The 26722-nt window shown below is 68.4% G+C and carries 29 protein-coding genes; 14 read left to right on the forward strand and 15 right to left on the reverse strand.

Annotated elements, in window-relative coordinates; genetic code table 11:
- The first annotated feature begins 59 nt into the window (after positions 1-59).
- Together accA and tilS are read left to right on the forward strand one after the other, a co-directional pair.
- Entirely contained in the window at positions 60-1013 is a 954-nt protein-coding gene (gene accA / locus HNO51_RS02580; RefSeq protein WP_197449500.1) for an acetyl-CoA carboxylase carboxyl transferase subunit alpha, read from the forward strand.
- Complete coding sequence (tilS, locus tag HNO51_RS02585; RefSeq protein WP_209538396.1) at positions 997-2313, forward strand: tRNA lysidine(34) synthetase TilS; 1317 nt, start codon at positions 997-999, stop codon at positions 2311-2313. The genes accA and tilS overlap by 17 nt, the downstream gene beginning before the upstream one ends.
- On the opposite strand, the gene HNO51_RS02590 is transcribed toward tilS, so the two are convergent.
- Entirely contained in the window at positions 2299-3273 is a 975-nt protein-coding gene (locus HNO51_RS02590; RefSeq protein WP_197449502.1) for a Ppx/GppA family phosphatase, read from the reverse strand. The genes tilS and HNO51_RS02590 overlap by 15 nt on opposite strands.
- Positions 3274-3732: 459 nt before the next feature.
- Here HNO51_RS02590 and rho point away from each other — a divergent pair, with 459 nt between their 5' ends.
- The 9 genes from rho to HNO51_RS02625 all read left to right on the forward strand — a co-directional run bounded on the left by rho (position 3733) and on the right by HNO51_RS02625 (position 10550).
- A complete protein-coding gene (rho, locus tag HNO51_RS02595; protein WP_111412893.1) occupies positions 3733-4992 on the forward strand; it encodes a transcription termination factor Rho in 1260 nt (419 codons plus the stop codon).
- Positions 4993-5231: 239 nt separating this feature from the next.
- Complete coding sequence (ubiD, locus tag HNO51_RS02600; protein ID WP_197449503.1) at positions 5232-6731, forward strand: 4-hydroxy-3-polyprenylbenzoate decarboxylase; 1500 nt, start codon at positions 5232-5234, stop codon at positions 6729-6731.
- A complete protein-coding gene (locus HNO51_RS02605; RefSeq protein WP_197449504.1) occupies positions 6728-7507 on the forward strand; it encodes an NAD(P)H-flavin reductase in 780 nt (259 codons plus the stop codon). The genes ubiD and HNO51_RS02605 overlap by 4 nt, the downstream gene beginning before the upstream one ends.
- Positions 7504-8217 carry a dihydromonapterin reductase gene (gene folM, locus HNO51_RS02610; protein WP_197449505.1) on the forward strand — a complete coding sequence of 238 codons (714 nt, stop codon included), beginning with the start codon at positions 7504-7506 and terminating at the stop codon, positions 8215-8217. The genes HNO51_RS02605 and folM overlap by 4 nt, the downstream gene beginning before the upstream one ends.
- A 37-nt stretch (positions 8218-8254) precedes the next feature.
- Positions 8255-8380: a hypothetical protein gene (locus HNO51_RS21125; RefSeq protein WP_267956410.1), complete on the forward strand. Its 126-nt coding sequence runs from the start codon at positions 8255-8257 to the stop codon at positions 8378-8380.
- A gap of 63 nt (positions 8381-8443) precedes the next feature.
- A complete protein-coding gene (locus tag HNO51_RS21130) occupies positions 8444-8575 on the forward strand; it encodes a hypothetical protein (protein WP_267956409.1) in 132 nt (43 codons plus the stop codon).
- Between the two features lie 132 nt (positions 8576-8707).
- A complete protein-coding gene (locus HNO51_RS02615; protein ID WP_197449506.1) occupies positions 8708-8872 on the forward strand; it encodes a hypothetical protein in 165 nt (54 codons plus the stop codon).
- A 6-nt stretch (positions 8873-8878) separates the two neighbouring features.
- Positions 8879-9961, forward strand: coding sequence for a 3-deoxy-7-phosphoheptulonate synthase (locus HNO51_RS02620; RefSeq protein ID WP_197449507.1), 1083 nt, complete (start codon positions 8879-8881; stop codon positions 9959-9961).
- A gap of 76 nt (positions 9962-10037) precedes the next feature.
- A complete protein-coding gene (locus HNO51_RS02625) occupies positions 10038-10550 on the forward strand; it encodes a DUF3087 family protein (RefSeq protein WP_197449508.1) in 513 nt (170 codons plus the stop codon).
- Here the strand turns inward: HNO51_RS02625 and hemB are convergent.
- The gene (hemB, locus tag HNO51_RS02630) at positions 10547-11545 is read right to left on the reverse strand and encodes a porphobilinogen synthase (protein WP_422674259.1); all 999 of its coding nucleotides are present in this window, start codon (positions 11543-11545) and stop codon (positions 10547-10549) included. The two genes, HNO51_RS02625 and hemB, sit on opposite strands and share 4 nt — an antisense overlap.
- A 243-nt stretch (positions 11546-11788) precedes the next feature.
- Here hemB and elbB point away from each other — a divergent pair, with 243 nt between their 5' ends.
- On the forward strand, positions 11789-12451 hold the full coding sequence (gene elbB, locus HNO51_RS02635) for an isoprenoid biosynthesis glyoxalase ElbB (protein WP_209538398.1): 663 nt from the start codon (positions 11789-11791) through the stop codon (positions 12449-12451).
- A gap of 73 nt (positions 12452-12524) precedes the next feature.
- Here the strand turns inward: elbB and tatC are convergent, their stop codons facing one another.
- From tatC to HNO51_RS02700, 13 genes are all read right to left on the reverse strand, one after another.
- Entirely contained in the window at positions 12525-13304 is a 780-nt protein-coding gene (gene tatC, locus HNO51_RS02640) for a twin-arginine translocase subunit TatC (RefSeq protein WP_197449511.1), read from the reverse strand.
- Positions 13301-13726 (reverse strand): Sec-independent protein translocase protein TatB, encoded by a 426-nt coding sequence (gene tatB, locus HNO51_RS02645; protein ID WP_197449512.1) that lies wholly within the window; start codon positions 13724-13726, stop codon positions 13301-13303. The genes tatC and tatB overlap by 4 nt, the downstream gene beginning before the upstream one ends.
- 6 nt (positions 13727-13732) lie before the next feature.
- Complete coding sequence (gene tatA / locus HNO51_RS02650; protein WP_197449513.1) at positions 13733-14002, reverse strand: Sec-independent protein translocase subunit TatA; 270 nt, start codon at positions 14000-14002, stop codon at positions 13733-13735.
- Between the two features lie 47 nt (positions 14003-14049).
- Complete coding sequence (locus tag HNO51_RS02655) at positions 14050-14385, reverse strand: phosphoribosyl-ATP diphosphatase (protein ID WP_197449514.1); 336 nt, start codon at positions 14383-14385, stop codon at positions 14050-14052.
- A gap of 30 nt (positions 14386-14415) precedes the next feature.
- Entirely contained in the window at positions 14416-16038 is a 1623-nt protein-coding gene (gene ubiB / locus HNO51_RS02660; protein ID WP_197450897.1) for a ubiquinone biosynthesis regulatory protein kinase UbiB, read from the reverse strand.
- Positions 16038-16661, reverse strand: a complete 624-nt coding sequence (locus HNO51_RS02665) for a ubiquinone biosynthesis accessory factor UbiJ (protein WP_209538399.1) — start codon at positions 16659-16661, stop codon at positions 16038-16040. The genes ubiB and HNO51_RS02665 overlap by 1 nt, the downstream gene beginning before the upstream one ends.
- Positions 16661-17428 carry a bifunctional demethylmenaquinone methyltransferase/2-methoxy-6-polyprenyl-1,4-benzoquinol methylase UbiE gene (gene ubiE / locus HNO51_RS02670; RefSeq protein WP_197449516.1) on the reverse strand — a complete coding sequence of 256 codons (768 nt, stop codon included), beginning with the start codon at positions 17426-17428 and terminating at the stop codon, positions 16661-16663. Before ubiE ends, HNO51_RS02665 begins: the two co-directional genes overlap by 1 nt.
- 98 nt (positions 17429-17526) lie before the next feature.
- Positions 17527-17910 carry a gamma-butyrobetaine hydroxylase family protein gene (locus HNO51_RS02675; protein WP_197449517.1) on the reverse strand — a complete coding sequence of 128 codons (384 nt, stop codon included), beginning with the start codon at positions 17908-17910 and terminating at the stop codon, positions 17527-17529.
- Between the two features lie 88 nt (positions 17911-17998).
- The gene (gene hslU, locus HNO51_RS02680; protein WP_197449518.1) at positions 17999-19321 is read right to left on the reverse strand and encodes an ATP-dependent protease ATPase subunit HslU; all 1323 of its coding nucleotides are present in this window, start codon (positions 19319-19321) and stop codon (positions 17999-18001) included.
- Positions 19322-19332: 11 nt separating this feature from the next.
- A complete protein-coding gene (gene hslV / locus HNO51_RS02685; protein ID WP_197449519.1) occupies positions 19333-19851 on the reverse strand; it encodes an ATP-dependent protease subunit HslV in 519 nt (172 codons plus the stop codon).
- 142 nt (positions 19852-19993) lie between these two features.
- Positions 19994-20719 (reverse strand): SPOR domain-containing protein, encoded by a 726-nt coding sequence (locus HNO51_RS02690; protein WP_209538400.1) that lies wholly within the window; start codon positions 20717-20719, stop codon positions 19994-19996.
- Positions 20720-20722: 3 nt separating this feature from the next.
- Entirely contained in the window at positions 20723-22408 is a 1686-nt protein-coding gene (gene argS / locus HNO51_RS02695) for an arginine--tRNA ligase (RefSeq protein ID WP_209538401.1), read from the reverse strand.
- A 138-nt stretch (positions 22409-22546) separates the two neighbouring features.
- Positions 22547-24778, reverse strand: a complete 2232-nt coding sequence (locus HNO51_RS02700; protein ID WP_209538402.1) for a primosomal protein N' — start codon at positions 24776-24778, stop codon at positions 22547-22549.
- A 178-nt stretch (positions 24779-24956) separates the two neighbouring features.
- On the opposite strand from HNO51_RS02700, the gene rpmE reads away from it, so the two are divergent.
- Both rpmE and HNO51_RS02710 read left to right on the forward strand, forming a co-directional pair.
- Positions 24957-25172 (forward strand): 50S ribosomal protein L31, encoded by a 216-nt coding sequence (gene rpmE / locus HNO51_RS02705; protein WP_111412913.1) that lies wholly within the window; start codon positions 24957-24959, stop codon positions 25170-25172.
- A 256-nt stretch (positions 25173-25428) separates the two neighbouring features.
- Positions 25429-26700 carry a malic enzyme-like NAD(P)-binding protein gene (locus HNO51_RS02710; protein ID WP_197449523.1) on the forward strand — a complete coding sequence of 424 codons (1272 nt, stop codon included), beginning with the start codon at positions 25429-25431 and terminating at the stop codon, positions 26698-26700.
- The last annotated feature ends 22 nt before the right edge of the window (positions 26701-26722 follow it).

Raw genomic sequence — 26722 nt, forward strand, 5'->3', positions numbered from 1 at the left:
CGGGGCGAACAGCGTTCATCATGCCCCGGCGACAGCAAAGACAAGGCGGCCCAGCCACTATGAATCCCAACTACCTCGATTTCGAACAGCCCATCGCCGAACTCCAGGCCAAGATCGAAGAGCTGCGCCTGGTCGGCAACGACAGCCAGCTCAACCTCAGCGACGAGATCGGTCGCCTCGAGGAGAAGAGCCGCAAGCTCACCGAGTCGATCTTCAAGGACCTGAGCCCCTGGCAGGTGTCGCAGCTCTCGCGCCACCCCCAGCGCCCCTATACGCTCGACTACCTCGAGCACGTCTTCACCGACTTCGACGAGCTGCACGGCGACCGGCGCTTTGCCGACGATCCGGCCATCGTCGGCGGCGTCGCCCGCCTCGACGACCGCCCGGTGATGGTCATCGGCCACCAGAAGGGCCGCGACGTCAAGGAGAAGGTGCGGCGCAACTTCGGCATGCCGCGCCCCGAAGGCTACCGCAAGGCGTGCCGCCTGATGGAGATGGCCGAGCGCTTCAAGATGCCGGTGCTCACCTTCATCGACACCCCGGGCGCCTACCCCGGCATCGACGCCGAGGAGCGCGGCCAGAGCGAGGCCATCGCCTACAACCTGGCGGTGATGTCGCGGCTCAAGACCCCGATCGTCTCCACCGTGGTGGGCGAGGGCGGCTCCGGCGGGGCGCTGGCGATCGGCGTATGCGACGAGCTGGCCATGCTGCAATACTCCACCTACTCGGTGATCTCGCCCGAGGGCTGCGCCTCGATCCTGTGGAAGAGCGCCGAGAAGGCCGCCGACGCCGCCCAGGCCATGGGCATCACCGCCGAGCGGCTACAGGAGCTCGGCTTCGTCGATACCCTGATCGAGGAGCCGCTGGGCGGCGCCCACCGCCACCCGCAGACCACCGCCGAACGGGTCAAGGAGGCGCTGCTGGCGAGCCTGGATCGGCTCGAGGCGATGGATACCGAGGCGCTCCTCGAACGGCGCTATGAGCGCCTGATGAGCTATGGCGCACCGGCATAAGAGAGTCTCGCTGCAGGCCCTGATCGACGACGCCCTGGCGGAGACCCCGCCGGGGCGTGTCGTCTGGGTGGCGCTCTCCGGCGGGCTGGATTCGAGCCTGCTGCTCACCCTGGCGGCCGCGGCGTGCCGTCGACATCCCCGGCCGCTGCGTGCGCTGCACGTCCACCACGGCCTGCAGGCCGCCGCCGGCGACTTCGAGACCCACTGCCGGCGGCTCGCCTCGCGGCTCGGCGTACCGCTGTTCGTCGAGCGCGTGGCGGTCGAGCGCGACGCCGGGCTGGGGCTGGAGGGCGCGGCGCGCCAGGCGCGCTACGACGCCTTCGCGCGGCGCGTAGCCCCGGGCGAGACGCTGTGGCTGGCCCAGCATGGCGACGACCAGGCCGAGACCTTCCTGCTGGCCGCCCTGCGCGGCAGCGGCGTGCGCGGCCTGGCCGGCATGCCGGCCGGGCGCGAGTGGCGGGGCAGGCGCCTGGTGCGCCCCCTGCTCGCCCGCTCGCGGGCCGAGCTCGAGGCCGAGGCCGCGCGGCGCGGGTTGCGCTGGGTCGAGGACCCCTCCAACGCCGACGAGACGCTCGATCGCAACTTCCTGCGTCGCCGCGTGCTGCCGCTGCTGGCGCAGCGCTGGCCCCACGCGGGCGAGGCGCTGGCGGCCAGCGCGCGCCAGGCCGCCGAAGCCGACGCGCTGATCGCCGATCTGTCCGCCGTGGATCTGGCGGTCTTGGGGGACGACGCCGCGTGCCTGCCGCTGGCGGGGCTGGGGCGCCTATCGCCGGCGCGTCGGCGCGTGCTGGTGCGGCACGCCTGCCACCGTCTGGGGTTGCCCACGCCGCCCGCGGCGCGTCTCGAGGCGCTGCTTGCCCAGTGCGATGCGCGTCATGACGCCCGGGTGAGGGTCACCTGGACCGGCGCCGAGGGGAGGATCTGGCGCGGACACCTTCACTTGTTGTCGAGCCGGCCGCCGCTGGCGCCGACGTGGCAGGTCGAATGGGACGGCGTCTCCCCCCTGGCGACTCCTTGGGGAACCGTCGACGTCACGCTCGTTCCCGAGGAGGGCGGCCAGGCTTCGCTGCGCCTCATGCCGCGCCAGGGCGGCGAGAGTCTGCGTCTGGCACGGCGCGGAAGTCGCGATCTCAAGCGCCTGCTACAGGAAGCGGAGGTACCGCCATGGGAGCGCGAGCGGCTGCTGGTGGCCTGGCACGGCGAGGTGCCCGTGGCGGCGCTTCAGTCCGACGCGATACGCTGGCTGGCGGTGGCCGAGGGGTGGCGGGCTTCTGTCGGCGAGGGGTCAGCGTCGAGCTGAGAGGCCCCGAGCCAGCATGTCGTGCAGCACCCCTTCGCGCAGCGCCCCATCGGCGTAGCGCATCGTGGTCAGCCCGAACGCCTCGAAGATCGCCCCGAGAATGGCCACTCCGGCGGGAAAGATGCGCGCGCGATCGGGCTTGAGGCCTTCCAGGGCAACCCGGTCGAGGTGGCCGCACTGGACCAGGCGCCGGCGCAGCTCTGCCAGGCCGGTCCGGGTGATCTCGCCGGGCGTGCCGCCATCGGCTGCCAGTACCGAAGCGGCGGCCTTGATGGTGCCACTGGAGCCCAGTGCCTCGTCCCAGCCGAGTTCGCTGTAGCTCGCCTTGAGGGGGGCGAGCCGTGCCAGTACGTCCGCTTCGGCCTGCTCCATGCGTGCGGCACTCAGCTGGCCATCGGCGAAGTGGCGCCGGGTATGGGTGACGCAACCGATGTCGAGGCTCTCCAGCATCAGCGGTTTCAGCCGTTCACCGACGATGAATTCGGTGGAGCCTCCGCCGATGTCGACGACCAGGCGGCGGCCGTTCTCGGCCAGGGCGTGGGCCGCGCCCAGATAGATCAGGCGGGCTTCCTCGTGGCCGGGAATCACCTCGACGCGGCAGCCCAGCAGCGCTTCGGCGCGGGCGATGAAGACCCGACGGTTGCGCGCCGTACGCAGCGCGCTGGTCCCGACCACACGCAGGCATTCGGCGCCGACGCCGTCCAGCAGCGGCGCGAAGCGGGCGAGACACGCCATGGCACGCTCCATCGAGGCGTCGTCCAGGCAATTGGTGGCGTCGAGGCCGGCGGCCAGCTGCACCTTCTCACCCAATCGGGCCACCACCTGAAGCCGGTCGTCCTGATACTGCGCGACCAGCAGGTGAAAGCTGTTGGAACCCAGGTCGATCGCGGCCAGGCGCACTGCCTGGGGCATGTCGACAGCGTCGCTGACGAGATTGGGCCGTTCCGTGGGTGAGTTCATCGAAGCATCCTGATAGTCAATGGCTAAAGGGTGCGGCGACTCCCCGGGCGTGTCAATCGCACAAGGTTGATCTGCGGGGTTGCGTTCGTCGCCGGCCTTGACTAACATCGGGTCGTTCGCCTGTTCCGAATGCTTTCCGACCGAGACACGACGTCCGCGTCGCGGTCAACATCAAGTCGTCAGTCAGCCCCCTTTTTGTCGCCCTGTCATGTGCCGTTAGCCTCGGTGGCACTTGAAACGCACCAGGCGAAGAGTCCCGGCGACAAGAAGCGCTGCTCCCTCTAACACGATACCGTGCCGGCGACCCTTGCGCAGAGTGGTCGTACCGCGACGGGCATCGCTCATGAGCGACAGCTTCCCGGGCGCTGAACGCACCCAAGCGGCGTACCGTTCTTTCTCCGCACCATTCCCACGGCCGCCGTGCCGCCACGCTGACATGAGCAACTTCCGAACGCACCGATGAATCTTACCGAACTCAAGCAAAAATCCGTGCCGGACCTCCTGGAGATCGCCCGTGAGATGGGCATCGACAACCTGGCCCGCTCGCGCAAGCAGGACATCATCTTCGCCATCCTCAAGAAGCACGCCAAGAGCGGCGAGGACATCTACGGCGACGGTGTTCTGGAAATCCTCCAGGACGGCTTCGGCTTCCTGCGTAGCGCCGACAGTTCCTACCTGGCCGGCCCCGACGACATCTATGTCTCGCCGTCGCAGATCCGTCGCTTCAACCTGCGCAAGGGCGATTCGATCTCCGGCAAGATTCGTCCGCCGAAGGAAGGCGAGCGCTATTTCGCGCTGCTCAAGGTCAGCCAGATCAACTTCGACAAGCCGGAAAACGCCAAGCACAAGATCCTGTTCGAGAACCTCACGCCGCTGTTCCCCCAGGAGCGGCTGCGCATGGAGATCGGCAACGGCTCCACCGAGGATCTCACCGCGCGCATCATCGATCTCACCGCCCCCATCGGCAAGGGCCAGCGCGGCCTGATCGTCTCGCCGCCCAAGGCGGGCAAGACGCTGATGCTGCAGAACATCGCCACCTCGATCACGCGCAACAATCCCGAGTGTCACCTGATCGTGCTGCTGATCGACGAGCGCCCGGAGGAGGTCACCGAGATGTCGCGCACCGTGCGCGGCGAGGTGGTCGCCTCGACCTTCGACGAGCCGCCGGCGCGCCACGTGCAGGTCGCCGAGATGGTCATCGAGAAGGCCAAGCGCCTGGTCGAGCACAAGAAGGACGTGGTTATCCTGCTCGACTCCATCACCCGCCTGGCGCGCGCCTACAACACCGTGGTGCCGAGCTCCGGCAAGGTGCTCACCGGCGGTGTCGACGCCCACGCCCTGGAGAAGCCCAAGCGCTTCTTCGGCGCCGCGCGCAACATCGAGGAGGGCGGCAGCCTGACCATCATCGCCACCGCGCTGGTCGACACCGGCTCGAAGATGGACGAGGTGATCTTCGAGGAGTTCAAGGGCACCGGCAACATGGAAGCCCACCTGGACCGCAAGCTCGCCGAGCGCCGCGTCTATCCGGCGATCAACATCCGCCGCTCCGGCACTCGCCGTGAGGACCTGATCGCCTCCGAGGACGAGATGCAGCGCATGTGGATCCTGCGCAAGCTGCTCAACCCGATGGAGGATACCGCGGCCACCGAGTTCCTTATCGACCGCCTGAAAGATACCAAGACGAACCTGGAATTCTTCGAGGCGATGAAGCGCCGTTGATCGGAGCTATTAGGCTTCGGTTGCTAGGCCAAGGCTAGCGGCGCCGGGGACAGGTCGAAGAGGAGGTCTTTTGCCATGGATGGCAAAAGTAGCGCCCAGGGATGGGTTCACAGCGCCTCCTCGACGGTCCGGCGCCTGTCGACGGAGTGGCCGCGGGTAAGGATGCGTTGGCCGGCGGGGAAGAGGAAGGGGCGGCATGCTATGCTGCCCCTTTCGTCGTTCCGGAAACGGGAAATCGAATGAAGTACAACGATCTGCGCGACTTCATCGCGGCCCTGGAGGCCCAGGGCGAGCTGGTGCGTGTTGTAGCCGAGGTGGACCCTTACCTCGAGATCACCGAGATCTGCGACCGCACCCTGCGTGCCGGTGGCCCGGCGCTGCTGTTCGAGAACGTCAAGGGGCACGACATGCCGCTGCTCGGCAACCTGTTCGGCACACCGAAGCGGGTCGCCATGGGCATGGGCCAGGACAGTGTCGAGGCGCTGCGCGAGGTGGGCGAGCTGCTCGCCTTCCTCAAGGAGCCCGAGCCGCCCAAGGGCTTTCGCGACGCCTGGGACAAGCTGCCGATCTTCAGGCAGGTGATGAGCATGGGGCCCAGGACGGTGCGCAGCGCCCCGGTGCAGCAGGTGGTGCTCGAGGGCGATGACGTCGACCTTGACCGCCTGCCGATCCAGCACTGCTGGCCCGGTGATGCCGCGCCGCTGGTCACCTGGCCGCTGGTGGTCACCCGCGGGCCGCACAAGAAGCGCCAGAACCTGGGCATCTACCGCCAGCAGAAGCTGTCGAAGAACCGCCTGATCATGCGCTGGTTGTCGCACCGCGGCGGCGCGCTCGACTTCCAGGAGTTCCAGCAGACGAACCCCGGCGAGCCCTTCCCGGTGGCGGTGGCGTTGGGCGCCGACCCGGCCACCATTCTCGGCGCGGTGACCCCGGTGCCGGACTCGCTCTCCGAGTACGCCTTCGCCGGCCTCCTGCGCGGCTCGCGCACCGAGCTGGTCAAGTGCGGCCACGCCGACCTCGAGGTGCCGGCCTCCGCCGAGATCATCCTCGAGGGCTTCATCTACCCCGACGATACGGCGCCGGAAGGGCCCTACGGCGACCATACCGGCTACTACAACGAGGTCGACGAGTTCCCGGTGTTCACCGTGACGCGCATGACCATGCGCCGCGACGCCATCTACCATTCGACCTACACCGGACGACCGCCCGACGAGCCGGCGATCCTCGGCGTCGCGCTCAATGAGGTGTTCGTGCCGATCCTGCGCAAGCAGTTCCCCGAGATCGTCGACTTCTACCTGCCGCCGGAGGGCTGCTCCTACCGCATGGCGGTGGTGACCATGAAGAAGCAGTACGCCGGCCACGCCAAGCGCGTGATGATGGGCGTATGGAGCTTCCTGCGCCAGTTCATGTACACCAAGTTCGTGGTGGTGCTCGACGACGATGTCGACGCCCGCGACTGGAAGGACGTGATCTGGGCCATCACCACCCGCATGGATCCTGCCCGTGATACCGTGATGGTCGAGAACACACCTATCGACTACCTCGACTTCGCCTCGCCGGTGGCGGGGCTGGGGTCCAAGATGGGGCTGGATGCCACCACCAAGTGGCCCGGCGAGACCGATCGAGAATGGGGCACGCCCATCGTCATGGACGAGGCCGTCAAGGCCCGCGTCAGCGAACGCTGGAACGAGCTGGGCATCCGCCTGCCCCCCCACCCTGACGACAAGAGGCCTGCATGACCCCGAGGACCCTGAGCTGCCAGGTGACGGCAGTGGAGGACCTGACTCCCGACGTGTTCCGCGTGCGCCTGGAAGGGCGCGCCGAAGCCATGGCGCACGCGCCGGGCCAGTATCTCGAACTCAAGCTGGACGACGAGACCTGGGTGCCGTTCTCCATCGCCAGTGCGCATGCCGGCGACGGCACCCTGGAGCTGCACATCCAGCACTGGCCGGAGCGCGAGAACTCCGCCCGGCTGCGCGAGCTGATCGTGGTGGCGCACCACCTGACGGTACGCCTTCCCGGCGGCGACTGCGTGCTGGACACCACCAGCCGGCGGCCGCTGCTGCTGGTCGCCGCCGGCACCGGTTTCGCCCAGGCGAAGGCGATCGTCGAGGCCTCGTTGCACGAGGTGCCGGAGCGCCCCATCGAGCTGTGGTGGGCCGCCCGCGAGCGGCGCGACCTCTACCTCGAGAGCCTGCCGCGGCAGTGGGCCGAGAGCCACGAGAACGTGCGATTCCACGTGGTCACCGAGGCGGCGCCGGAGCCGCCGGTCACCGGAGAGCGCATCCAGGGCCACCTGGGCCGTATCGACCAGGCGCTGGCCACCGGGCTCGAGGACGTCAGCGGCTACGATGTCTATCTTTCCGGCTCGCCGGGCATGGTCTATGCCTGCGTCGACGTGCTGGCTTCGCTGGGCCTCGAGCCGAGTCGGGTCTTCTCCGACGTCTTCGCCTACGCGCCGCGCCGACCGTTGGTGCCGACCGCCGGGGTGCTGCGCCGGGGGAGCGCGGGGTGAGCGCCTCGCCGATCCTGATCACCGGCGGCGCCCAGCGCCTGGGTCGTCACTGCGCCGAGCGCCTGGTCGAGGATGGGCACCCGGTGATCATCAGCTATCGCCGCGAGCGCCCGGAGCTCGAGGCGATGCGCCGCCGCGGCATCGTCGCCCTTTACGCCGACTTCTCCAGCGAAGCCGGCATTCTCGACTTCATCGCCCGGCTCAAGGACGAGACGCAGTCGCTGCGGGCCATCGTGCACAACGCCAGCGACTGGACACCGGACCGCCAGGGCGACGAGGCCGGCGCCGACTTCGAGCGACTGTTTCGCGTGCACATGCAGGCGCCCTACCTGATCAACCTGCACGGCCGCGAGCTGCTCGAGGCGTGCGGTGAACCCCAGCGCGACATCGTGCACATGACCGACTACGTGGTGCAGAAGGGCTCGAAGCAGCACGCGGCCTACGCCGCCACCAAGGCGGGGCTGGCCAACCTGACGCTCTCCTTCGCGGCAATGTACGCCCCCGCGATCCAGGTCAACGCCATCGCGCCCGCCCTGATCATGCTGGGGGCGGATGACGACCAAGCCTACGCCGAGCAGGCGCGAGCCAAATCGGTCATGGGGATGGTGCCGGGGCCGGGGGTGGTCTACCAGAGCCTGCGCTACCTGCTCGACAACCGCTACGTCACCGGCATCACGCTACCGGTCGATGGCGGCCGCCACCTCCGCTAAAATGGTGTCCCCCCCTGACAACTCGAGAGGAGCCGACATGGCTTACGACCCCGACTTCAAGGACGACAGCGGCCTGCTGTCCATCGTGCTGGGCCTGGTGGTGCTGGTCAGCATGAGCGCACTGCCGGCCACCATCGGCTGGTACCAGGTGTTCGCCGGCTGACGGCCACGCTTGCCAAGCCTGCCCTGATCGGGCACGATGAGGCGAGAACATCGGGAGACGACCATGACACCGAAGCCGCATACGAACCTTGCCGTCGCCTACCGCGCCCCGAGCGCGGTGGCGGCGCATGGCGTCGGCTTCGGTGGTCAGTACTGGTATTGGTTTAGCATCGGTGTGCCCGCGGCCGGGTCCTGAGCGAGGACAGCGCCGCGAAGGCACACCCTAACCGGGTTGCCTCCCACGAAACCCCCGGTCGGCAACCCCGACCGGGGGTTTTGCGTTGGTCGCCCGGTATTCGCCCGACCCTTCAACCAGAGGAGAAGCACCATGACCGCACGTCGCGCCACTTTCGCCGCCAACGCCCGTTACGCCTATTATGGCTGGGACTACGGCTGGCGATTTAGCGCCGCGCGGTCGGTCCAGTGCGCCACCTCCGACCGTGAGATGACCGGTGGCATGACGACACGATGTTTGCCGATCCCACGGAGTTGAAGACACATGAATGCCCCCGCATCGCTTGCCCAGCGCCTGGCCGACAGCCATGACGATTCTGCCGCCCCTCCCTCCAGCCGGGTCGGGATGACCCTGCCGACGCCCGGCGAACTGCGCCGGCGCCTTCCCGTCTCGCCCCGGGTGGCGGAACGCCTCTCGGCCCAGCGCCGCGCCATCCAGGAAGTGGTCGTCGGTCGCGACGACCGGATGCTGGTAGTGGTCGGCCCCTGTTCGATCCATGAGCCCCTGGCGGCGCTGGAGTATGCCCATCGCCTGGCCGAGCTGTCGCCCAGGGTAAGCGATCGCCTGCTGCCGGTCATGCGGGTCTACGTGGAGAAGCCGCGTACCACGGTCGGTTGGAAGGGGCTCGCCTACGACCCCGATCTGGACGGCAGCGGCGACATGGCCCGCGGCCTGCACCTGTCGCGCCACCTGATGCACGAGATCGCCGCGCTGGGGCTGCCGGTGGCCACCGAGGTGCTGCAGCCGATGCTGGCCGCCTACCTCGGCGACCTGGTGGCCTGGGTCGCCATCGGGGCCCGCACCACCGAATCGCAGCTGCACCGCGAGCTGGCCAGCGGCCTGGACGCGGCGGTGGGCTTCAAGAACGCCACCAGCGGCGACGTAGGCGTGGCGGTGGACGCCATTCGCGCGGCGGCGCATCCTCACCAGCATTTCGGCCTCGACGAAGAGGGCCGCCCGGCGCTGCGCGAGACCAGGGGCAACCCGCATGCCCACGTGGTACTGCGTGGGGGGCATCGGGGGCCCAACCACGACGGCGTCTCGGTGCGTGCCGCCCGCGAGGCCCTGGAGGCTGCCGGCCTGCCGGCCCGGCTGATGGTCGACTGCAGCCACGCCAACGCACGCAAGGATCATCGCCGCCAGGCGGAGGTGCTGCGCGACGTGGTGGCACAGCGAGCGGCGGGCGAGGCGTCTCTCATGGGGCTGATGCTGGAGAGCTACCTCGAGGAGGGCAAGCAGCCCCTGACCCCCGGTGCGCTGCGCCATGGCGTGTCGGTGACCGACCCCTGCCTGGGCTGGCGGGAAACCGAAGCGCTGCTGCTGGAAGCCGCCGAGCGGCTGCGCTGAGCCGCGAGGAGGGCGACTGTACCTCGGCGCGCGATGCCGGGATAATCCCGCCATCGCGTTGCCACAGGAGCCCTCCATGCCGTTTACCTTCGAACACCACGATCCCGAGACCTACCGCCGCAAGGCCAGGATCATCAGCGTGGCCATGGCCGGCCAGCTGATCGTCTTCGGCCTGGTGTTTTCCCAGCTGCTGGTGGCGGCCTTCGGCTCCAGCCTGTGGCTCAACGCGCTGGGGGTGTTCCTCGGGCTGCTGGCGACCAGCCTGACCTTTGCCGTGCTGCGCGAGCGGCCATGGATGCGCGAGATGCGCTACGTCTGGCAGCTCAAGCACCATCTGTCCCGGCTCAGCGGCTACCTCGCCACCCTGCGTCGCGAAATGGACCAGGGCAACGGCGTCGCCCTCCACCTGATGACCGCCTATCACCAGGGCATGGCGCAGCTGGCCGAGCTCAACGGCCGCACCCTGGATGACGACGGAGAGCTGCTCGGCGAACGCGCCAGGATCCGCCAGCTGCGCGAGGAACGCGGGCTGGCCGCCCGGGTCGACGGTTTCGATCCTCACGACCTGGCGGCCTTCAAGCGAGGCTAGCCGGCGAGCAGGCGCGCGGCGCGCTTGGCGAAGTAGGTCAGCACGCCGTCGGCGCCGGCGCGCTTGAAGCACATCAGCGATTCGAGGATCACGGCGTCGGCCTCGAGCCAGCCGTTGTCGAAGGCGGCCATGTGCATGGCGTACTCGCCGCTCACCTGGTAGGCGTAGGTGGGCACCCGCAGCTCCTCCTTGACGCGCCGCACGACGTCCAGGTACGGCATGCCGGGCTTGACCATCACCATGTCGGCCCCCTCGGCCAGGTCCAGCGCCACCTCGTGCAGCGCCTCATCGCTGTTGGCCGGGTCCATCTGGTAGGTGCGCTTGTCGGCCTTGCCGAGGTTGGCCGCCGAGCCCACTGCGTCGCGGAACGGGCCGTAGTAGCGCGAGGCGTACTTGGCGCTGTAGGCCATGATGCGCACGCTGTGCAGGTGCTCCTGCTCGAGCACCTGGCGGATCTCGCCGATGCGCCCGTCCATCATGTCCGATGGGGCGACCACGTCGGCGCCGGCTTCGGCATGCGACAGCGCCTGCTTGAGCAGCGTCTCCACGGTGCGGTCGTTGAGCACGTAGCCGCTGTCGTCGATGATGCCGTCCTGGCCGTGGATGGTGTAGGGGTCGAGGGCGACGTCGGTGATGAGGCCGAGCTCCGGCACCGCGGCCTTGAGTGCGCGCACGCTGCGCTGGACCAGGCCGCTGGCGCTGTAGGCCTCCTCGGCGAGCTCGCTCTTCAGCGACTGGTCGACCACGGGGAACAGCGCCAGGGCGGGGATGCCCAGCTCGTGCGCCTCGCGCGCCTCTTCGATCAGCAGGTCCAGCGACAGCCGCTCCACGCCCGGCATCGAGGGCACGGCCTCGCGGCGCTGCTCGCCGTCGAGCACGAACACCGGCCAGATCAGGTCGGCGGCGGTCAGGGTCGATTCCCGCATCAGCCGGCGCGAGAAGTCGTCGCGGCGCATGCGGCGCATCCGGGTGGCGGGGAACTGGCGCGTGGTCATGAAACTCAAGATGTTCTACTCCGGCAGTGGGGCCGCGTTGCGCCATTGGCATGACGTAACGGAAGTGTGCCCCGGCAAGGATGACAGTGCGATGGCGTTCGAATGCGTTTCGTCGAGTATATCAGCGCCACCCCGTGCGGGAAGTCACGCCTTGTCGCACCCGTTGCGACTCTCTAAAGTGTGGGCTTCAGGATTCGAGGCGAAGCTCTTCAACCGAGGCGCCTTTACAACAAGGAGAATGGCATGAGCAAACAAGTGGCGGTCATCCTGGCGGGCTGCGGCGTTCAGGACGGTTCGGAGATCTACGAGACCACCCTGACCCTGCTGCGGCTGGATCAACTGGGCATCGGCCATCGCTGCTTTGCACCGGACATCATGCAGCATCACGTCATCGATCATCGCAGCGGCGAGGTGGCCGAAGGTGAATCACGCAGTGTGCTCACGGAGTCGGCTCGCCTCGCGCGGGGTAATATCGCGCCGCTGGAGGAGCTCGAGGTCGAGGAGTTCGACGCGGTGATCCTGCCCGGTGGCTTCGGTGCGGCCAAGAATCTGTCCAACTTTGCCGAAGCCGGCAGTGACATGGAGCCTCTGCCGGAACTGGTCGAGGCGCTGGCACCGTTCCACGAGGCGCGCAAGCCGATCGGGCTGATGTGCATTGCACCGGCGCTGGTGCCCAAGCTGCTGGGGCCTGGCATCGCCGTGACCATCGGCCACGATCCGGGTGTCGCCGGCGCGATCAGCTCGATGGGCGGCCTGCATCGCAGCTGTGGCGTCGAGGACATCGTGGTCGACTTCGAGAACCGCGTGGTGACCACGCCGGCCTACATGCTCGCCACGCGCATCGGCGAGGCCGCCACCGGCATCTTCAAGCTGGTCGAGCGCATCGATGAACTGATGGATCTGTGACCCACCGCGGCAATGCAAGGCGCCCCCGCTTCGTCGGAAGCGGGGGTGCTTTCGCTATGGCGCGACGGCCGGTTCAGGCGTCGTCGCGCTCCTCGGCCGACATCGCTGCGTCTTGCCGGCGCCGGCGCACCAGACGGCCGAACAGGATGCCCACCTCGTAGAGCAGGTACATCGGGATGGCCAGCAGGCTCTGAGAGATCACGTCGGGCGGCGTCAGCAGCATGCCGATCACGAAGCAGCCGAGGATGATGTAGGGCCGCTTCTTCGTCAGGCTCTCCACCGTAGTGGCGCCGGAGAGGATCAGCAGGAAGGTGGCGATGGGGATCTCGAAGGCCACGCCGAAGGCGAAGAACAGCTTGAGGACGAAGTTCAAGTACTGGTTGATGTCGGTCATCACCGCCACGTTCTCCGGCCCGGTCTGGGTGAAGAACTGGAACAGCAGCGGGAAGACGACGTAGTAGGCGAAGGCGGCGCCGGCATAGAACAGCCCCACGCTCGAGGCCAGCAGCGGCAGCGCCAGGGCCTTCTCGTTGTCGTAGAGCCCGGGGGCGACGAAGGCCCAGGCCTGGTGCAACACGTAGGGGATGGCGACGAACACCGCCACCACCAGGGTCAGCTTGAACGGGGCCAGGAACGGCGAGGCCACCTCGGTGGCGATCATCTGCGAGCCTTCCGGCAGCATGCCCATCAGCGGCTGGGCCACGAAGGTGTAGATCTCGTTGGCGAAGGGGTAGAGCCCCAGGAAGATCACCAGGATCGCCACCACGGCGCGCAGCAGGCGCGAGCGCAGCTCGATCAGGTGCTCAATCAGGGGAGCCTGGCCAAGTTCCTGCTTGTCGTCGGAGTCGCTCATCGGGAAGCGGCGTCCTTGTCATCGTCGGAGGGGGAGGGAGGCTCGCTGCCGGCAGCCCGGGCGTCGGCCAGGGCATCGTCGAGGCGCGCGGAGGCCGGCGGTGTCGCCTCGCCGTCGCCCTCGGCGGAGCGCTTGGCGTCGGCCTGGCCTGGCGTCGGAGCGGGGTCGGCGATACTCTCCACGTCGCGCTTGGCCTTGCTCAGGCTCTCGTCGAGCTTGGCCTGCTGCTCCTTGAGCTTCTGGCGCAGCTCCTCCGCCTCGAGCTGCGAGTTGATCTCTCGCTGCATGCTCGACACGGTGCGCTTGATCTTGCCGACCCACAGCCCCACGGTGCGCGCCGCCTTGGGCAGGCGCTCCGGGCCGAGCACGAGCAGGCCCACGATCCCGAGGACCAGGAGTTCGAGGAAGCCGATATCGAACATGGAGGCTTACTTGCGCTCTTCCCGTTCCTCGACGCTGTCCGCCGCCTTCTTCTCCTCGGCGCGGACGTCATACGTGTTGGGCTGCTCTTCGTGGGTCACCTTGGCCTGCGGCTTGTCGTCCTTGCCCGCCTTGTCTTCTTCATTGACGGCCTGCTTGAAGCCCTTGACCGCGCCACCCAGGTCGGAACCGACGTTGCGCAACTTCTTGGTGCCGAAGATCAGGATGATGATGCCGAGTACGATCAGCAGTTGCCAGATACTGATGCCACCTAACATGAAGCGTTACCTCTGAGTCGGGTTTCCGGCGAATCCGGAAGCCAATTTCACTTGGACCTTGCGGCCTTCTCTTCGTGCCCGGAGATTCCGAAACGGCGGGCCAACTCGTCTAGCACGTCCCGGTGGTCGAGTCCGAGATGCGACAGCATCACCAGGCTATGAAACCACAGGTCGGCGGTTTCGGCGACCAGTGCCTTGCGCTCGGCGTCGCCGCCGGCCTCGGCGTCTTTGGCCGCCAGCAGGGTTTCCGTGGCTTCCTCGCCGACCTTCTCGAGTATCTTGTTGAGCCCCTTCTGATGCAAGGCGGCCACGTAGGAGTCGGCGGGGTCGGCGCTGCGACGGCTTGCCAGGACGCCGAAGAGTTCATCGAGAATATCATGCATGCGGGCGACTCCGGTTGCGATGGATCAAGTTCACTGCCAGGCCAGCAGGGCGAGGCCCAGCACGGCGATCAGCAGCACCGGCCAGGGCTGTCCCGCGGCCCACTCGGAGAGCGGTTGCCAGGCCAGCGCCAGGCCGGCCAGCAGCAGCCCCAGGCGCAGGCGGCGCCCACCGCGCCGGCTTTCGCGCAGCTGGTGCTGGATGCCGCCCAGGGCGTGGGCCTGGCGCCGCCGCTGGCGATGCTCGTGCTCGATACGGCTGAGCGCCTGGTGGGCCACGGAAGGCAGCTCGGGCAGCTGGCGCGACAGCTCCGGCGCCTGACGCTTGAGCGATTCCCACAGGCCCACCGCGCCGGCGCGCTCGTGCATCCAGCGTTCCAAATAGGGCTTGGCGGTGCTCCACAGGTCGAGGTCGGGATAGAGCTGGCGCCCCAGTCCCTCGATGTTGAGCAGGGTCTTCTGCAGCAGCACCAGCTGTGGCTGCACCTCCATGTTGAAGCGCCGTGCGGTCTGGAACAGCCCCAGCAGCACCTGGCCAAAGGAGATGTCCTTGAGCGGCTTCTCGAGGATCGGCTCGCACACCGTGCGGATGGCGGCGGCGAACTCGTTGGCACGCGTGTCCTCGCCGACCCAGCCCGACTCGATGTGCAGCGCGGCGACCTCGTAGTAGTCCTGATGGAAGAAGGCGAGCAGGTTGCGCGCCAGGTAGTCCTGGTCCTCGCGGGTCAGGCTGCCGACGATGCCGCAGTCGATGGCGATGTACTGCGGGTCGTGGGGGTGCTCGCGGGACACGAAGATGTTGCCCGGATGCATGTCGGCATGGAAGAAGTTGTCGCGGAACACCTGGGTGAAGAAGATCTCCACGCCGCGTTCGGCGAGCCGCTTGAGGTCGGTGCCCTGGGCGCGCAGCGCGGCGATGTCGGCCACCGGGATGCCGTGGATGCGCTCCTGCACCATGACCCGGCGGCGGGTGTGCGACCAGTGAACCGTGGGCACGTGAAGCAGCGGCGAATCCTTGAAGTTGCGTTTGAGCTGCGAGGTGTTGGCGGCTTCCTTGTGCAGGTCGAGCTCGTCGAACAGGGTGGCCTCATAGTCACGAACCACCTCCACCGGGCGCAGCCGTCGCGCTTCTGGCAGCAGGGCCAGCAGCCCCGCCACCCGGTACATCAGCGCCATGTCCTGGCGCATCACCCGGTCGATGGCGGGGCGGATGATCTTGACCACCACGTCCTCGCCGCTGTGCAGGCGGGCGGCATGTACCTGGGCAATGGAGGCCGAGGCCAGCGACTCGGGCTCGAAATGGGCGAAGGCGGCGTCGAGTGGCATGCGAAGCTCGGCCTCGACCAGAGCCCTTGCCTCCTCGGCGGGAAAGGGCGGCACCTGGTCCTGCAGGCGCCTCAGCTCGTTGGCGATCTCCTCGGGCAGCAGGTCGCGGCGGGTGGAGAGCAACTGGCCGAACTTGACGAAGATCGGGCCCAGCGATTCGAGCGCCAGGCGCAGGCGTTCGCCGCCGGTGCGGCGTCCCACCGGCACCAGGCGCAGCGGCGAAAGCAGGAAGGCCAGCCGCAGCCACCACGGCAGGCGTTGCAGTGGCAGCAGGGTATCGAGGCGGTAGCGGGTGATCACCCAGATGATGCGCAGCAGCCGTAGCCCCATCATGGCGCGGCCTCGTGTTCCAAGCGGCGGCGCAGCCTGGCCAGGCGGGCCTCGAGGCGGTCGGCGGCCACCTCCAGCTCGGTGAGGTGGTCGCGCAGGGTCTCGAACTGGTGACGCCCGGGCAGCAGGCGCGCCTCCTCGAACACGTACTCGGCGATATCGGCGCGCATCTCCTCCTGGGCACGCAGGCCCCAGCGGGCCATGCGCCTGAGCCCCTCGGCCAGGCTGTGGGCAGGCACGTCGCCGAGCCAGCGGGCGAGCTCCGCCTCCCAGTCGATGTCGAGGTCGAAGAACAGCTCGCGCACCTCCTCGAGCAGGTGGACCCGGCCCCGCACTGCCAGGCGGCCGCGGAACATCAGCCGCTCCATCGATTCGCCGCCGAGCAGCTCACCGAGCGTCTCGGCATCGAGTTCGACGACGGCGTCGGCGCTTCCCTCGTCGAGCTCTTCCTGGCGCATCAGGTCGACGCCACGCGGATGGAAGCTCAACAGCAGCGTCAGGGTGGGGTGCTCCAGGCGCAGCAGCAGCCGGCTGCCGGCCAGCCGGGCCAGACGCGAGGGCGCGGCCAGATCGCGGGCGAGAAGGGCATTGAGGGTACGCTCGATGCCGGCCAGGACCAACATTATAACTTGATGCCGCGATGCAGGGCGACGATGCCGCCGGTGAGATTGGTGTACTCGACCCGCTCCAGGCCTGCCGCTTCCATCATCGCCTTGAGCGTCTCCTGGTCGGGGTGCATGCGGATCGACTCGGCCAGGTAGCGGTAGCTGTCGGCGTCGCCCGCCACCATCTGGCCCATCACCGGCAGCAGGCGAAAGGAGTACTCGTCGTAGGCGCGAGTCAGCAACGGATTGCCGGGCTTGGAGAACTCCAGCACCAGCAGGCGGCCGCCGGGCTTGAGCACGCGGCACATGGAGCGCAGCGCGGCGTCCTTGTCGGTGACGTTGCGCAGGCCGAAGGCGATGGTGATGCAGTCGAAGCTGTTGTCGGGAAACGGCAGGCACTCGGCATTGGCCTGCACGTATTCGACGTTGCCGCCGACGCCGTGGTCGAGCAGCTTGTCGCGGCCGACCCGCAGCATCGAGGCATTGATGTCGGCCAGGACCACGCGACCGCGGGGCCCCACCAGGCGCGAGAACTTCAGCGTCAGGTCGCCGGTGCCGCCGGCGATGTCGAGCACGCTGTGGCCGGGGCGCACGCCCGCGCGCTCGATGGTGAGCCGTTTCCACAGCCGGTGAATGCCCAGCGACATGAGGTCGTTCATGACGTCGTAGCGCGCCGCCACGGAGTGGAAGACGTCGGCCACGCGCGAGGCCTTCTCCGCTAACGGCACTTCCTGGTAACCGAAATGGGTGGTGCGCTGGTCCCCGGAGGTGGAGTGAGGGCTCATGCGAAAGGGCTCCCGAGTCGCTGCGGAAAGGTGAGGCGGGCCTCGTTCAGGGCCACATTGTAGCCTTCGGCAACGGCGCTTGTCTTGACGCCCGTCTCCTACAGCTGCTTGATTTCGATGCCCAACGGCTCGCGGCTGGCGCCGGCCTTCTCCAGGCGCTCGAGGTAGTCGGCCCAGTAGGCCTCACGGTTCTCGATCAACTCGAAGAGGTATTCCCAGCTGTACAGGCCACTGTCGTGGCCGTCGTCGAAGGCGAGCTTGACGGCGTAGCGGCCCACCGGCTCGATGTTCTTCAGGCCGACATCCTTCTTGCCGACCTGCAGCACGGCCTGGCTGGGATGATGGCCGCGCACCTCGGCGGAGGGCGAGTAGACGCGCAGGTACTCGACAGCCAGGCGGTGGCTCTCGCCGTCGGGGTAGGTGAGCTCCAGCTCGCGGGCCTTCTTGTGATAGTGGATCTTGCTGGGGATGGGGGCTGTCATGGGCAGACTCCTGACGTCGAGCTTCGAGCTTCGAGCTTCGAGCTTCGAGCTTCGAGCGGCTCGTGGCCCGAAGCCCGTGGCACGTGGCTTACAGAATATACCGCGACAGATCCTCGTCCATGGCCAGCTCGCCGAGCTGGGAGTCGACGTAGGCGGCATCGATCGCCAGCGGGCTGCCGAGGTCGGCGCCCTTGAACGAGGCCTCTTCCAGCAGCCGCTCCATCACCGTGTGCAGGCGCCGCGCACCGATGTTCTCGGTGCCCTCGTTGACCTTCCAGGCGATCTCGGCGATGCGTTCGATGCCATCCTCGGTGAACTCGATCTCGAGTCCCTCGGTGGCCAGCAGCGCCTTGTATTGCTTGGTCAGCGCGGCGGAGGGCTCGGTGAGGATGCGCTTGAAGTCCTCGGGCGTGAGCGCCTCGAGCTCGACCCGGATCGGCAGGCGGCCCTGCAGTTCGGGGATCAGGTCGGAGGGGCGCGACAGGTGGAAGGCGCCGGAGGCGATGAACAGGATGTGGTCGGTCTTGACCATGCCGTACTTGGTCGAGACGGTGGAACCCTCGATCAGCGGCAGCAGGTCGCGCTGCACGCCCTCGCGGGAGACCTCGCCGCCGCTGGACTGGCCGCTGCCCTTGGCCACCTTGTCGATCTCGTCGAGGAAGACGATACCGTTCTGCTCCACGGCGTCGATGGCGCGGTGCTTGATCTCCTCCTCATTGACCAGCTTGGCGGCCTCCTCGTCGCGCAGCAGGGCGAAGGCATCCTTGACCTTGACCCGGCGGGTCTCGGTCTTGTGGCGACCCATGTTGGAGAACAGGCTCTGCAGCTGGCTGGTCATCTCCTCCATGCCCGGCGGGGTCATGATGTCGATGCCTGGCCCCTGGGGGGTGATCTCGATGTCGATCTCCTTGTCGTCGAGGTCGCCCTCGCGCAGCTTCTTGCGGAAGATCTGACGCGTCGAGCTGTCGGCACGGGGGCTCTCCTCCTGGCCGCGGGGCGGCGGCAGCAGGGCATCGAGGATGCGATCCTCGGCGGCGTCCTCGGCGCGATGGCGCACCTCGTTCTTGGCCTGCTCGCGCACCAGCTTGATGGCGGCCTCGGTGAGGTCGCGGATGATCGATTCGACGTCGCGGCCGACGTAGCCCACCTCGGTGAACTTGGTCGCCTCGACCTTGATGAAGGGCGCGCGGGCCAGTTTGGCCAGGCGCCGGGCGATCTCGGTCTTGCCGACCCCGGTGGGGCCGATCATGAGGATGTTCTTGGGCGTGACCTCGGGGCGCAGGTCGTCGTCGAGCTGCATACGCCGCCAGCGGTTGCGCAGGGCGATGGCGACGGCGCGCTTGGCGTCCTGCTGGCCGACGATGAACTGGTCCAGGGCGTGAACGATCTCGCGGGGTGTCATCTGGGACATGATGGCGGCCTTCAGAGCGTTTCGAGGGTGACGTGATGGTTGGTGAACACGCAAATGTCGCCGGCGATCTCGAGCGATTTCTCGGTGATCTCCCTGGCCGAGAGGTCGGTGTTCTCCAGCAGGGCGCGGGCCGCGGCCAGGGCGAAGTTGCCGCCCGAGCCGATGGCGATGATGCCGCGCTCCGGCTCCACCACGTCGCCATTGCCGGTGATGATCAGCGAGGCGTTCCTGTCGGCTACCGCAAGCAGGGCCTCGAGCCGGCGCAGGGCGCGGTCGGTGCGCCAGTCCTTGGCCAGCTCCACGGCCGCCTTGACCAGGTTGCCCTGGTACTTCTCCAGCTGCGCCTCGAAGCGCTCGAAGAGGGTGAAGGCATCGGCGGTGCCGCCGGCGAACCCCGCCAGCACCTGGCCGCGGTAGAGGCGGCGTACCTTGCTGGCGTTGCCCTTCATCACGGTGTTGCCCAGCGATACCTGGCCGTCGCCGGCCAGGGCTACCTGGTCACCGCGGCGCACGGAAACGATCGTGGTCATGGAGAGTGACTCCGTAACGGGGAGCCGGGGCTCCCGGTGACTTTCGGTCCCCGGCTGGCCGGGGACCGTGAAAGAGCATTCAGGGAAGGTGTGGGCGGCAGGGAGCGAATTCAAGCGCCATCGGCCGGTCCACCAGCGCGCCTCAGTTGGTGGCGCGATGGCGCAGCGGCGTGATCCCCTGGGTGGTCATCAGGTCCTCGGCGCGATTGAGCTCGCGGGTGTCGTCGTAGGGGCCCACCATGACCCGGTGCCAGGTCTCGCCGTCGGCGGACTGCACCTGGCTGACCTGGGCCATCAGGCTCAGGTTGCGCAGGCGCTGGCGCAGCTGCTCGGCGTCCTCCGGCTGGCGGAACGACGCCGCCTGCAGCATGTAGCGCGTCCCCGCCGGCGCTTCTGCCTCGGTGGCCGGGGTGGCATTCACCTCGTCGCGCAGGTTGGCGGCGATCACCTGGGCGATGGGGTCGTCGGCCGGCGCCGTCTCGCTGGCGGCACCGGCGTCGAGGGGCGGCGGCACCTCGACCGTCGGCTCGGGCGGCGAGGCGGTCGAGGCGACCTCCTTGGGGGCCACCACCTCTTCGGGCAGCAGGGTATAGAACTCGAAGGTGGGCATGGGCGGCTCGCGCGGCTCGATGGTCGGCGCGGGCTCGCTCACCTCGGTGGGCGTACGCGGGATCAGCTTGGCCAGCGGCGAGTCGCTGCCCGCCTGCCAAGGGGCGGTGCCGTGCTGGTGCTGGGCCAGCAGGAAGCCCGCCACGACCCCGCCGACGCCCCATACCCAGCCGGGCAGGCGAAAGCCCTCGCGCCGGGCCGGAGCGCGCTTGCGGCTGCTGGTGGCGCCACGTTTCTTCGGCGTGCGACGGGCGGCCATGGCTTACATCTCCTCCGGGGCGCTGACGCCCAGCAGGTCGAGGCCGTTGCGCAGCACCTGGCGCGTGGCCAGGCCCAGGGCCAGGCGGGCGTTGCGCAGCTCGTCGTCGTCGACCATGACCTTCACCGCGTTGTAGCAGGAGTGGAACTCGGCGGCGAGGTCTAGCAGGTACTGGGCGACCTGCTGCGGCTCGCGTGAGGCCGCGGCGTGATCGACCACCTCGGGGAAGCGCGCCAGGCGGTTCATCACCGCTTTTTCCTGGTCCTCCTCGAGCCGGCCCAGGCTGACCATCGCCAGGTCGTGGTCGAACCCCAGACCCTGGGCGTCGGCCTTGCGCAGCATGCTGCACACCCGGGCGTGGGCGTACTGCACGTAGTAGACCGGGTTGTCGTTGGACTGCGAGCGGGCCAGGTCGATGTCGAAGGTGAGCTGCGAGTCGGCGCGGCGCGCGGCGAGGAAGAAGCGCGTGGCGTCGCGGCCGACCTCGTCGATCAGGTCGCGTACGGTGACGTAGCTGCCGGCGCGCTTGGAGAGCTTCACCTCGACGCCGGAGCGGGTCACCATCACCATCTGGTGCAGCACGTAGTCGGGCCAGCCCTGCGGGATGCCGGCCTCCAGCGCCTGCAGGCCGGCGCGCACCCGGGTCACGGTGGAGTGATGGTCGGCCCCCTGCTCGTTGATCACCGTAGTGAAGCCGCGCTGCCACTTGTTCAGGTGGTAGGCCACGTCGGGCAGGAAGTAGGTGTAGCTGCCGTCGGACTTGCGCATCACCCGGTCCTTGTCGTCGCCGAAGTCGGTGGTGCGCAGCCACAGGGCGCCGTCCTGCTCATAGGTATGGCCCTTCTCGATCAGCCGCTCGACCGCTTCCTCGACCTTGCCCTCGCGGTACAGCGAAGACTCCAGGAAGTAGACGTCGAAGGAGACGCCGAACGCCTTGAGGTCGAGGTCCTGCTCGCGGCGCAGCCAGGCCACGGCGAACTCGCGGATGGCGTCGAGGTCGTCGGGGTCGGCCTTGGCGACGACGTGGCGGTCGTCGGCATGCACCGTCTCGCCGGCCAGGTAGTCGTTGGCCACCTCGACGATGTAGTCGCCGCGGTAGCCGTCCTCGGGCCAGCCGCCGTCGTCGGGCGTGAGGCCCTTGGCCCGGGCCTGGACGGACAGCGCCAGGTTGACGATCTGGGCGCCGGCGTCGTTGTAGTAGAACTCGCGGGTGACGTCGTGGCCGGTGGCCTCGAGCAGCCGACAGATGCAGTCGCCGATGGCCGCGCCGCGGCCGTGGCCCACGTGCAGCGGCCCGGTGGGATTGGCGGAGACGAACTCGACCTGGACCTTCTGCCCGCGCCCGGCCAGGCTGCGGCCGAACGCGTCGCCGGCGTCGAGCACCTGGCGCACGACCTGGGCGGCGGCGTCGGTGGCGGCGAAGAAGTTGATGAAGCCGGGGCCGGCGATCTCCACCCTCTCCACGGCGTCGCTCGCGGGCAGTGCCGCGATCAGCGCCTCGGCCAGTTCCCTGGGCTTGCGACCGGCCGGCTTGGCCAGCGTCAACGCCAGGTTGGTGGCATAGTCGCCATGGGCCTTGTCCTTGGTCGGATCGACCTTGATGGTCGGCGCGGCATCGGCGGGCAGCGTGCCCTGCTGCTTGAGCGTGTCGAGGGCGTTCTCGAGCAGGGAGATGATCGTCTCTTTCATGAAGCGGTTATGTCCTGTAGCGGCGGGCGCACGAGGTGACGACGAAGCCTGAGGCACTCGCGAACGAAAAGGCGCGGCCACGAAAGTTGGGCTGGTCGGCCATTATCGGCAATTGTGCCGACGCTTTAAAGGCCGCGTTCAGCTCAGGGTCTGCGGGTCGACGTCCAGCGACCAGCGCACCCGGCGTGCCTCGGGCGAGGCCTCGAGCCAGGCGGTCAACTGCGCACAGGCGGCGTGAAGCTGGCTGCGCCGGCCGGCGCTGAGCATCAGCTGCACGTGGTAGCGGTTCTGGCGCCGCTCCATGGGCGCCGGCACCGGCCCCAGGCAGTGCACGTCGGGGGCATGTTCGGCGACCCACTGGCGCAGCATGGCGCTCGCTTCGCGGCCAAGCGAGCCGGCCGCTTTCTCGCGCGGGCTCTCCAGTCGCAGCAGGGCGAGGAAGCGGTAGGGCGGCAGCGCGGCGGCGCGGCGCTCGGCCAGCAGCTGGCCGGCCAGGGCGTCGTAGCCGTGTTCGGCGAGCAGGCGCAGGTGCGGGTCGTCGGTGTGCAGGGTCTGCACCAGCACGCGGCCGGGGTGGGCGGCCCGGCCGGCGCGGCCGGCTACCTGGACGAGCAGCTGGGCGCTGTGCTCCAGGGCGCGGAAGTCGCTGGCGTAGAGCCCGGCGTCAGCGTTGACCACCACCACCAGCGTGACGTGGGGCAGGTGGTGGCCCTTGGCCAGCATCTGGGTGCCGACCAGCAGGCAGGGGGTGCCGCGCCTCACCTCACCGAGGGTCTGCTCGAAGGCGTCGCGTCGCCGCGTGCTGTCGCGGTCGATGCGGTGTACCGGCACCTTGGGGAAGAGGGCGGCCAAGGTCTCTTCGGTGCGCTCGGTGCCGCTGCCCAGCGGACGCAGGTCGGCGCTGCCGCAGCCGGGGCAGGCGTCCGGCACCGGGCGGTGTTTGTCGCAATGATGGCAGGCCAGCATCGGCGGCTGGCGGTGCAACGTCATGCGCGCGTCGCAGTGGTCACAGTCGGCCAGCCAGCCGCAGGCGTGGCAGGCCAGGGTGGGCGCGAAGCCGCGGCGATTGATGAAGACGAGGACCTGGTGGCCGGCCGCGAGCGTCTCGCGGATCGCCTCGATGGCCGGCGGGATCAGTCCGCCCTGGCGCGGGCGGCCGCGCAGGTCGATCAGCTCCAGCCGGGCCGGGGCGTGGCGGCTGGCGCGGCGGGTCAGGCGCAGGTGACGGTAGTTGCCGCGCTCGGCGTGGTAGAGGCTCTCCAGCGACGGCGTGGCGCTGCCCAGCACGAGGGGGATGCCGTGATGCTTGGCGCGGGCCACGGCCAGGTCGCGGGCGTGGTAGCGCAATCCCTCCTGCTGCTTGAACGAGCCGTCGTGCTCCTCGTCGACGATGATCGCGCCGGGCCGCGCCAGCGGCGTGAAGATCGCCGAGCGGGTGCCGATGACGATCGGCGCACGGCCGCTGGCCACCGCCTCCCAGGCGTCGAGGCGCTCGTTGTCGGTGAGCCCCGAGTGCAGCGCCACCACCGGCACCCGGAAGCGGCTGCGAAAGCGCGCCAGGGTCTGCGGCGTGAGGCCGATCTCCGGCACCAGCAACAGCGCCTGGCGCCCGCGGGCGACCACCGCCTCGATCAGCTGCAGGTAGACCTCGGTCTTGCCGCTGCCGGTCACGCCGTGCAGCAGGCAGGGGTGAAAGGCGTCGAGGCGCTCGTGAATCGCCGCCAGGGCCGTGGCCTGCTCGCGGTTGAGCGGCAGCGCCGGCTCGGCCAGCAGCTGTGAGGTGGCGGGCTCGGCGGCGGCGAGCGGTATCTCGTGGCGTTCGGCCAGCGCTTTCTCCACCAGCGCCAGCAGCTGTTCGCGGGAATAGCCCTGGGCCACTATCGCTTGGGTGGGCAAGCCGTGCGGATGCTGGCGCAGCATCGCCAGCAGCTCGGCTTGGCGCGGCGCACGTAGCAGCCGTGCATCGTCATCGCCGGGGGGCGCCAGGGCCTGCCAGCGTTCGCGCCGACGCCCGACCAGGGGGCGCCCCTGGCGCAGCAGCACCGGCATCGCCTGGTGCAGGGTGTCGCCGAGCGAATGTTGGTAGTAGCGCGCCGTGAAGCGGCACAGCCACAGCCACTCCTCGGGCAGCGGCTCGGCGTCCAGGCGGGCCTCCACCGGCTTCAGCTGCTCCAGGGGCAGGTCGCTGTGGTCGCGGCACTCCATCACCACGCCGATCACCTGGCGACGGCCGAAGGGCACGCGCACGCGAATGCCGGGCTGCCAGCCGCCAACCGGGGCGTCGCGGCACGGGCGGTAGTCGAACAGGCGTCTCAGGGGCGTGGGCACCGCCACGCGCAGCACGCGAGGCGAAGAGTGGGATTCGGGCAATTGGCCTCCGGCGTCGGCTCTGCTAGAATGTCCGGCCGTCGTGGCGCCTGGCTCTCGGGAACCAGGCCCGGCGGCTACCGGTTGGTGGAACGACGTAACGAGTAGCGACGACAGACAACCCGTATGCGGTGCCTGGCAACGGATCAGGTGGCGGCATACCGCTCCAATGAGGCTCAAGATGAAACAAGGTATTCACCCGGATTACAAGATGGTCACCGCGACTTGCTCCTGCGGCGCGACCTTCGAGGTCGGTACCACGGCCGGCCATGACCTGTCACTGGACGTCTGCTCCCAGTGCCACCCTTTCTACACCGGCAAGCAGAAGCAGGCGACCACCGGTGGACGCGTCGAGCGTTTCAACAAGCGCTTCGGTGCCGCCATCAAGCGCGGCTGATTCGCCCCTGCTGCGGCGATACGCCTCGAAAACCCGCCTTCATGGCGGGTTTTCTCGTTCTGGGGGGAAGGGAAGATATCGACCGGCGATAAGGAAAGGGTTATGGATACCGCATCTGGCATAAGTTGCAGCAAATGGTGGCGATTGTTCGCGAACGAGCGTTCAAAAGCGGCGAATGGCATGCTTGTTGAGTAATGGAAGCTTTTTCTATATTGTAGATGCCCTTACCCAAAAGTATGGATACCGGACCCTCAGCATGACAGACGCCAAGAAGCAGGCAGCGCTGGACTATCACGCCAAGCCGATTCCCGGAAAGCTCTCCGTGGAGCTGACCAAGCCCACCGCGACCGCTCGTGATCTCTCCCTTGCCTACAGTCCTGGTGTCGCCGAGCCGGTACGCGAGATCGCTCGCGACCCGGAGAACGCCTATCGCTACACCGGCAAGGGCAACCTGGTGGCAGTGATCTCCGACGGCAGCGCGATCCTCGGCCTGGGCAACCTGGGGCCGCTCGCCAGCAAGCCGGTCATGGAGGGCAAGGGCGTGCTGTTCAAGTGCTTTGCCGGCATCAACTCGGTGGATGTCGAGGTCAACGCCGAGAGCCCGCAGGCCTTCATCGATACCGTGGCGCGCATCGCCGACACTTGGGGGGGCATCAATCTCGAGGATATCAAGGCGCCCGAGTGCTTCGAGATCGAGCAGGCGTTGATCGAGCAGTGCAGCATCCCCGTGTTCCACGACGATCAGCACGGCACCGCCATCGTCACGGCAGCCGGCATGCTCAATGCGCTGGAGATCGCCGGCAAGCGCCTGGAAGAGGCCAGGATCGTCTGCCTCGGCGCCGGCGCGGCGGCCATCGCCTGCATGAAGCTGCTGGTCTCCTGCGGAGCCCGCGCCGAGAATCTGCTGATGCTCGATCGTCGCGGCGTGATCCACGCCGGCCGCGAGGGGCTCAACCCCTACAAGGCGGTATTCGCGGTGGAGACCGACAAGCGCACGCTGGACGACGCCATCGAGGGCGCCGACGTCTTCATCGGCCTGTCCGGGCCCAACCTGGTGACCGCCGAGCACATGCGCAAGATGGCGCCGAATCCCATCGTCTTCGCCTGTACCAACCCCGACCCGGAGATTCACCCCGATGTGGCACGGGAGGCGCGGCCCGACGTGATCATGGCCACCGGTCGCTCCGACTACCCCAACCAGGTCAACAACGTGCTGGGTTTTCCGTTCATCTTCCGTGGCGCGCTGGACGTGCGTGCCACGCGCATCAACGAGGAGATGAAGGTGGCGGCCGTGCATGCGCTCAAGGACCTGGCCCGTGAGCCGGTGCCCCAGGCGGTGCTCGACGCCTACGAGCGCGAGCACATGGCGTTCGGTCCCGAGTACATCATCCCCACGCCGGTCGACGTGCGGCTGCTGGAGCGCATCCCGGCGGCGGTGGCCCAGGCCGCGGTGGACTCCGGCGTGGCGCGTCGCCCCTATCCGGCCCACTACCCGCTGAAGGCCGTGGACGACGTCTACGGCGGCTGACGCCGGGCCACCTCGCCTCATG

The organism is Billgrantia sulfidoxydans, assembly GCF_017868775.1.
GTDB lineage: Bacteria > Pseudomonadota > Gammaproteobacteria > Pseudomonadales > Halomonadaceae > Halomonas > Halomonas sulfidoxydans.

Bases quoted from the DNA above. Each gene is read 5' to 3' on its own strand.
- tatB (WP_197449512.1), bottom strand. From the start codon at position 13,726: ATGTTCGATATCGGCTTCCTCGAACTCCTGGTCCTCGGGATCGTGGGC.
- HNO51_RS21130 (WP_267956409.1), top strand. From the start codon at position 8,444: ATGACACCGAAGCCGCATACGAACCTTGCCGTCGCCTACCGCGCCCCG.
- ubiB (WP_197450897.1), bottom strand. From the start codon at position 16,038: ATGGGGCTACGGCTGCTGCGCATCATCTGGGTGATCACCCGCTACCGC.
- HNO51_RS02710 (WP_197449523.1), top strand. From the start codon at position 25,429: ATGACAGACGCCAAGAAGCAGGCAGCGCTGGACTATCACGCCAAGCCG.
- tilS (WP_209538396.1), top strand. From the start codon at position 997: ATGGCGCACCGGCATAAGAGAGTCTCGCTGCAGGCCCTGATCGACGAC.
- HNO51_RS02615 (WP_197449506.1), top strand. From the start codon at position 8,708: ATGACCGCACGTCGCGCCACTTTCGCCGCCAACGCCCGTTACGCCTAT.
- HNO51_RS02690 (WP_209538400.1), bottom strand. From the start codon at position 20,719: ATGGCCGCCCGTCGCACGCCGAAGAAACGTGGCGCCACCAGCAGCCGC.
- HNO51_RS02675 (WP_197449517.1), bottom strand. From the start codon at position 17,910: ATGACAGCCCCCATCCCCAGCAAGATCCACTATCACAAGAAGGCCCGC.
- elbB (WP_209538398.1), top strand. From the start codon at position 11,789: ATGAGCAAACAAGTGGCGGTCATCCTGGCGGGCTGCGGCGTTCAGGAC.
- tatC (WP_197449511.1), bottom strand. From the start codon at position 13,304: ATGAGCGACTCCGACGACAAGCAGGAACTTGGCCAGGCTCCCCTGATT.
- hemB (WP_422674259.1), bottom strand. From the start codon at position 11,545: ATGACCACGCGCCAGTTCCCCGCCACCCGGATGCGCCGCATGCGCCGC.
- HNO51_RS02605 (WP_197449504.1), top strand. From the start codon at position 6,728: ATGACCCCGAGGACCCTGAGCTGCCAGGTGACGGCAGTGGAGGACCTG.
- tatA (WP_197449513.1), bottom strand. From the start codon at position 14,002: ATGTTAGGTGGCATCAGTATCTGGCAACTGCTGATCGTACTCGGCATC.
- hslU (WP_197449518.1), bottom strand. From the start codon at position 19,321: ATGTCCCAGATGACACCCCGCGAGATCGTTCACGCCCTGGACCAGTTC.
- ubiD (WP_197449503.1), top strand. From the start codon at position 5,232: ATGAAGTACAACGATCTGCGCGACTTCATCGCGGCCCTGGAGGCCCAG.
- rpmE (WP_111412913.1), top strand. From the start codon at position 24,957: ATGAAACAAGGTATTCACCCGGATTACAAGATGGTCACCGCGACTTGC.
- argS (WP_209538401.1), bottom strand. From the start codon at position 22,408: ATGAAAGAGACGATCATCTCCCTGCTCGAGAACGCCCTCGACACGCTC.
- HNO51_RS02590 (WP_197449502.1), bottom strand. From the start codon at position 3,273: ATGAACTCACCCACGGAACGGCCCAATCTCGTCAGCGACGCTGTCGAC.
- HNO51_RS02620 (WP_197449507.1), top strand. From the start codon at position 8,879: ATGAATGCCCCCGCATCGCTTGCCCAGCGCCTGGCCGACAGCCATGAC.
- rho (WP_111412893.1), top strand. From the start codon at position 3,733: ATGAATCTTACCGAACTCAAGCAAAAATCCGTGCCGGACCTCCTGGAG.
- ubiE (WP_197449516.1), bottom strand. From the start codon at position 17,428: ATGAGCCCTCACTCCACCTCCGGGGACCAGCGCACCACCCATTTCGGT.
- hslV (WP_197449519.1), bottom strand. From the start codon at position 19,851: ATGACCACGATCGTTTCCGTGCGCCGCGGTGACCAGGTAGCCCTGGCC.
- accA (WP_197449500.1), top strand. From the start codon at position 60: ATGAATCCCAACTACCTCGATTTCGAACAGCCCATCGCCGAACTCCAG.
- HNO51_RS21125 (WP_267956410.1), top strand. From the start codon at position 8,255: ATGGCTTACGACCCCGACTTCAAGGACGACAGCGGCCTGCTGTCCATC.
- HNO51_RS02625 (WP_197449508.1), top strand. From the start codon at position 10,038: ATGCCGTTTACCTTCGAACACCACGATCCCGAGACCTACCGCCGCAAG.
- HNO51_RS02665 (WP_209538399.1), bottom strand. From the start codon at position 16,661: ATGTTGGTCCTGGCCGGCATCGAGCGTACCCTCAATGCCCTTCTCGCC.
- HNO51_RS02655 (WP_197449514.1), bottom strand. From the start codon at position 14,385: ATGCATGATATTCTCGATGAACTCTTCGGCGTCCTGGCAAGCCGTCGC.